General features: G+C 41.4%; 6 protein-coding genes. 4 read left to right on the top strand and 2 right to left on the bottom strand.

Features of this window, described 5'->3' with window-relative positions:
- Positions 1-190: 190 nt before the first annotated feature.
- Positions 191-820, top strand: a complete 630-nt coding sequence (locus tag JK188_RS16305) for a glutathione S-transferase family protein (protein WP_211886335.1) — start codon at positions 191-193, stop codon at positions 818-820.
- An 87-nt stretch (positions 821-907) separates the two neighbouring features.
- On the opposite strand, the gene JK188_RS16300 is transcribed toward JK188_RS16305, so the two are convergent.
- Complete coding sequence (locus JK188_RS16300) at positions 908-1,528, bottom strand: malonate decarboxylase holo-ACP synthase (RefSeq protein WP_036952061.1); 621 nt, start codon at positions 1,526-1,528, stop codon at positions 908-910.
- Positions 1,529-1,751: 223 nt separating this feature from the next.
- On the opposite strand from JK188_RS16300, the gene JK188_RS16295 reads away from it, so the two are divergent.
- A complete protein-coding gene (locus JK188_RS16295; protein ID WP_036952064.1) occupies positions 1,752-2,729 on the top strand; it encodes an FUSC family protein in 978 nt (325 codons plus the stop codon).
- Between the two features lie 84 nt (positions 2,730-2,813).
- Here JK188_RS16295 and JK188_RS16290 read toward each other — a convergent pair whose 3' ends face one another.
- Positions 2,814-3,506 (bottom strand): DAPG hydrolase family protein, encoded by a 693-nt coding sequence (locus JK188_RS16290; protein ID WP_211886336.1) that lies wholly within the window; start codon positions 3,504-3,506, stop codon positions 2,814-2,816.
- A 104-nt stretch (positions 3,507-3,610) separates the two neighbouring features.
- On the opposite strand from JK188_RS16290, the gene JK188_RS16285 reads away from it, so the two are divergent.
- Positions 3,611-4,246, top strand: a complete 636-nt coding sequence (locus JK188_RS16285; protein WP_211886337.1) for a TetR/AcrR family transcriptional regulator — start codon at positions 3,611-3,613, stop codon at positions 4,244-4,246.
- 87 nt (positions 4,247-4,333) lie between these two features.
- Positions 4,334-4,975 (top strand): NAD(P)-dependent oxidoreductase, encoded by a 642-nt coding sequence (locus tag JK188_RS16280; RefSeq protein WP_036952072.1) that lies wholly within the window; start codon positions 4,334-4,336, stop codon positions 4,973-4,975.
- Positions 4,976-5,075 lie beyond the last annotated feature (100 nt).

Here is a 5,075-nt window from a genome sequence, read left to right as displayed (position 1 = left end):
GCCAGCATTAAGCTTGAATACCCTAGCAGCGATACGCGAGACATCATTAATGCTGTTATGCGTAGTTCAGCTTCTCTAAAATAGGTAGGCGAGATTTTTATTTTAAGGATAAATTAACCCAATTTCCTCTATTCCTGCTAAATTGATGCCCTACCTATGGGTTGTTTTTCTTTTTTTTAGAGGCTAGCGTATGTATACATTATGGATTGCCAACAAAAATTACTCTTCATGGTCTCTAAGACCTTGGATCCTGTTAAAAGTATTGCAAGTCCCTTTTGAAGAGAATATTTGCTTCTTCGAAAATGGCAAAAGTAGCCACGAAAAATTTAGCCGTTTTTCACCTTCAGGCTTAGTGCCATGCCTGATTGATGGCGATAAAACCATTTGGGACTCTTTGGCAATTTGTGAATATGTTGCTGAAGATTTCCCTCAAGTTTGGCCGACTGACAAATCAGCGAGAGCCTGGGCTCGCAGCGCGAGCGCTGAAATGCATGCTGGTTTTACCGCACTACGCCAACAATGCCCGATGAATGTGACAAGAAATGAGGCTCTCACTGAAATTTCCCATGAATTACAAGGAAACCTAAATCGCATTCAGCAATTATGGCAGGAAGGTTTTGATAAGTTTGAAGGACCTTGGTTAGCAGGAAAGCAGTTTACTGCCGTCGATGCATTTTTTGCACCCGTAGCATTTCGTATTCAAAGCTACCAATTAAAAGTCAATGAGCACGCTCAACAATGGATTGAGCGCATTATTGCATTACCAGCGATGCAAGAGTGGAAGCGTGCCGCAGAAATCGAGCCGTCTATCGAGCACTAAAAAAACACCTGTACGAGCATCAAAATTAATTTTTGAGCAGTTTGAGTAATAAGCAGACCCAAACTGCTCATTTTAATCACAAATCACCTAGAGGCTTTCATCCCAAGGATCGGCAGTCATCACATCCCCCGTTGGGGTATGCAGCGTTACTTGATCATTTTTAAACCATTCCGCTAAAGAAAACCCACCTTTCGGTGTTTCCACATGAATATCAATTGGGCAATATGGCGTATTCGCTTTGATTGCAAACTGCGCAAAATCTTCTTTTTGCTGGCGAGTTGGGCATCGAATCACCACATCAAGGTCGCAATCTGTCAGCATACTTTGAATATCCGTCGCCAGTGTATAAGCACAGCTTCCCGTCACGCCCCATTTCCAAGGCCAATTATGCTGAGAAATTAGCAACAAAACTTGGATAGGCGGTAACGCAATAAACATCGAACGTTGCAGTTCAATGGAATTCGACACTAAAGATTCCACATTCATAATGTGCGTAATAGCCGATTTTGAAATTTGGGTCGTCACACGCTGATGGGGCTTAATACCACGAATAGCCACGGTGAGTTGATTTTCATCTGCTTTTTCTCGGTGCACAATAAGGGGTAGTTTACTGTTCCACTGCGTTTGAACCCATTCCGGCAGAGTATCAAGAGGGACATCGCTATTACTACCAACCCAAACAAAATCATGGGGATTAATTATTTGCATTTATTCTTCCTTATCATGACGACAAATTGCTCTCGCTCTGCGCTATTATGCATTTTTTCAGATAGATGAATACATTCACTCATAATCAACATCTTTATTTGTACCATTAAGAACAAAGGTTCATAGGTCATTGAAGGGGAAATTTGTCTTCAAATAGCAATATGTTATCATAGAATACTCTTAATAATTAAAGAGTTATATAACGAATTTTGAGCATCATAATATGAAGAAAATCCCTGCTATCCATGACGGAATTCTGTTCAGCAGCTGCTTAGTTTTAAGCGCTCTCACTGCATTTGCACTGATCGACGTTCAGGCCGCCATGTGGGCAGCATTTTCAACGCTCTACTCATTTAACCTATTTAACGCCGCTAAAGAATATAAAAATTACCTCTATACTGCTTTTTGGCTATCAATGATTTTAGTCGCTATCTATATTGGCGATACGCTACGCTTAGGCACTGGGTTTTATATTTATCTGGCGATATTCTCATTTATCTATTATCAGCTCTATGGCACAGATCCGATCATGGACTTAACTATGAAATTCATGATTATCATGTCCACCATTGGCACAATCTTGCCTGAAGTATCAAAAAGCCTGACCTTAGGTTTTTTAATTGGCAGTGGCGTTACCTTGCTCACCTATTATTTTCTCAGCCACAAAATGACTCGCCATTCCATTATTACGCCACTTACTGTGGAAAAAAATCTATTTACCCTACGTAAAAATATTATTCCACGATCAATGACCTATACCATTGGGTTGCTATTAACGTTGGCGATTCCTCGGATGGTAGACTTAGGGCATTTCTATTGGACATTGCTGACTTTCGTTTTTGTATTGCACCCAAAATCTGAAAGTATTGTGCGCATTACACTGCAACGGGTGGCGGGTAGCTTAATTTCCGTGTTATTCCTATTTCTATTATTTAATACTCCGTTGATGCCTTATATTGGGCTAGTGGCTATTTTAGTTTTCGCCTTTTTGCTGCCAATGAGTTTTCATCACGGCTATACCTTTATGACTTTTGTCGTCACCAGCCTAATCCTCTCCGTTCTTGAACAAGTGGTTTATTGGCGTCATCCTGTCTACACCTTACTATTTGACCGAGTTCTTGAAACTGCCTTAGGTGGGGCTATCGCTATCATTACCAGTATTATCTTGAAGCTATTTCGCGAAAAAAGCCCGGAAAGCTAACACTATTCGGAGGTATAGCGCTAACCATCCAGACTTTGTTTATAGTTTAATTATGTTGATATCTCGCTGAAGCTCTACCCTACTTCACCATGGTAATGGCGCATTTTCCCCATTCGCGTGTTCGCCGTAATACAACGACGGCAAGAAACGAGACAAATAGGTAAATTCGTTATAACAGTGGCGCATTAGCTCTAATCCAATTTCATCGGACAGCTGTGTGCGCGGATCCTCAAGAGATGCGCCTAGCAAGAAACGGCTACGTAATACACAACCAAACTCAGTATCACGGGCTAGATGCATCATTTTCCCATCAATAGGGTAACCCTCGGCATCCATTTCAACATGGTCGCCAAAGCCAATCGAAGAGCAAACTGCACCGGAAATATGCCCCTCTTTGATGGCTTTTTCATAAGCTGAAGCCTCAAAAAAATCCGTTGGTTCTCTAAATTTTAACTTCGCTGCCACTGGCGGGATCGCACCGAGAGATTCAACCGCATGGATGGAAGCGCCAATAAAACTTTGCCCTTTTTGCCATTTATCATCCCAGCCGTGATGGGCAACATGGTCATGGGGATGCCACCAGCGGATATGTTGCGTGGTTTCAAAAAAGGTAAACCACCACGCTAACATTCGGCCTTTACAACCATGCAAATCGGTACGAACTGCGACTGTTAATAACCCATTTTCATCACGCTCAATACCCATTTCCATGCGTAACGGATGTGGCAGTAGCAACTGATTTATGTCGTCAACTGCCCATGTTTGATTTGTTTTCATGTTGACCTACCTATTTCGATTAATTTGGAAACTTATTTTGTTTCCTAATTAGTTTTGAGCTAAAATGAAAAAAAGTCAAGAGAGCAAAATGAGGTAAGCCATTTATGTCAAACATCAGCGAGAATAAACCAACTCGAGGTCGCCCAAGTACCCCTGAGGCGCTTCTCAAAGAAAAAATCATGGATGCAGCTCTGAATTCACTACTTGAAGATGGATACCAACTCACCAGTATTGATAATGTGGCAAAACGTGCAGGCGTAGCTAAAAAAACCATTTATCGGTTTATAGAAAATCGTGAAGAGCTTGTTGAAAGAGTCGTCCTCAATTGGACGGATAGCTTTGTACCCTTGTTTGAACAAAAAGCCACGACCCGCGATGAGCTATTTAGCCTATTGCAGAATAATTTAGAAATTGTCGCAAAAACTGTTCTTTCCCAAGAAGCTGTTGGGCTGTATCGCTTATTACAGACAGATTTTATGCACAAAGAATTGCTATTAGAAAAATACCAACAAAACGGTATTGAGCGCAGTCGCCAGTTACTCAATCAATGGTTAACCCGCCATGCGCAAGACGAAATTATCCAACAGCATGATTTTGCCATTATCAGCGATTTGATCCTCTCTATGACGATAGCTGAACCATTACGGCAAATTTCATTAGGGCTCTCCCCGGCTGGGCTGACACCCGAGTTTCAGCAAAGGATCACCCATGTGATTGATTTTTGTCGCTCTAGAGTTTAGAGAAAAAACAACCAAATACATTTTCATGCTCTATACTTTCATTAACATTCATCAAGCCTGACAAATGAAAGGCAGCTGGAGCTAAACATGAAAATATCGATCCTAGGAGCTACTGGTTTTGTCGGTAAAGCGTTGGTTTCTGAAGCCTTAATGCGTCATCATCAAGTTACTGCAATTTCTCGTCACAGCAATCAGCTCGCCCAACATGCTCATTTAATTGCTGAATCAGGAGATATTACGGATGTGGCATGGCTAACATCTCGGCTTAAAGGTCAAGATGTGGTGCTTAGCGCATTTAATGGAGGATGGAGTAACCCTAATCTGTACCGCGATACGGTTGCAGGTAACCAAGCAATCTTAGATGCCGTAAAAAGAGCAGGTATAAAACGATTTATTGTAGTTGGTGGTGCCGGCAGTTTAGAAATCGCCCCTGGTGTTCTATTGCTCGACTCCCCCGATTTTCCAGCCAATATTTGGCCTGGAGCCCAAGCTGTCAAAGAATTTAAAACGACGTTGGAATCTATTGATAGCTTAGATTGGACGTTTGTTTCTCCTGCAGCGATGCTTGAAGATGGCGCTCGAACAGAAACATTTCGCCTTGGTGGAAAACAGCTATTAATGAATGGCAATACCCCCGCAAAAATATCCGTTCAGGATTTGGCGGTGGCGATATTAGATGAGGTAGAGCGACCACAATTTATTCGTCAGCAGTTTACAGCTGCATATTAAGACTAATAAATGGATCACGAGTAAATCATGACTAAATGTATCTGTTTATTTGTTTAACATAAAAAGTAATACAATCATTAACGTTTAATGAATATTCGTA

The sequence above is a fragment of the Providencia sp. JGM181 genome (genome assembly GCF_018257375.1).
Lineage (GTDB): Bacteria > Pseudomonadota > Gammaproteobacteria > Enterobacterales > Enterobacteriaceae > Providencia > Providencia lanzhouensis.
This window is presented reverse-complemented; position numbering and strand designations above follow the sequence as displayed.

Excerpts from the sequence above, each read along its gene's own strand:
- JK188_RS16300 (WP_036952061.1), bottom strand. The coding sequence starts at position 1,528 with ATGCAAATAATTAATCCCCATGATTTTGTTTGGGTTGGTAGTAATAGC.
- JK188_RS16290 (WP_211886336.1), bottom strand. The coding sequence starts at position 3,506 with ATGAAAACAAATCAAACATGGGCAGTTGACGACATAAATCAGTTGCTA.
- JK188_RS16285 (WP_211886337.1), top strand. The coding sequence starts at position 3,611 with ATGTCAAACATCAGCGAGAATAAACCAACTCGAGGTCGCCCAAGTACC.
- JK188_RS16295 (WP_036952064.1), top strand. The coding sequence starts at position 1,752 with ATGAAGAAAATCCCTGCTATCCATGACGGAATTCTGTTCAGCAGCTGC.
- JK188_RS16305 (WP_211886335.1), top strand. The coding sequence starts at position 191 with ATGTATACATTATGGATTGCCAACAAAAATTACTCTTCATGGTCTCTA.
- JK188_RS16280 (WP_036952072.1), top strand. The coding sequence starts at position 4,334 with ATGAAAATATCGATCCTAGGAGCTACTGGTTTTGTCGGTAAAGCGTTG.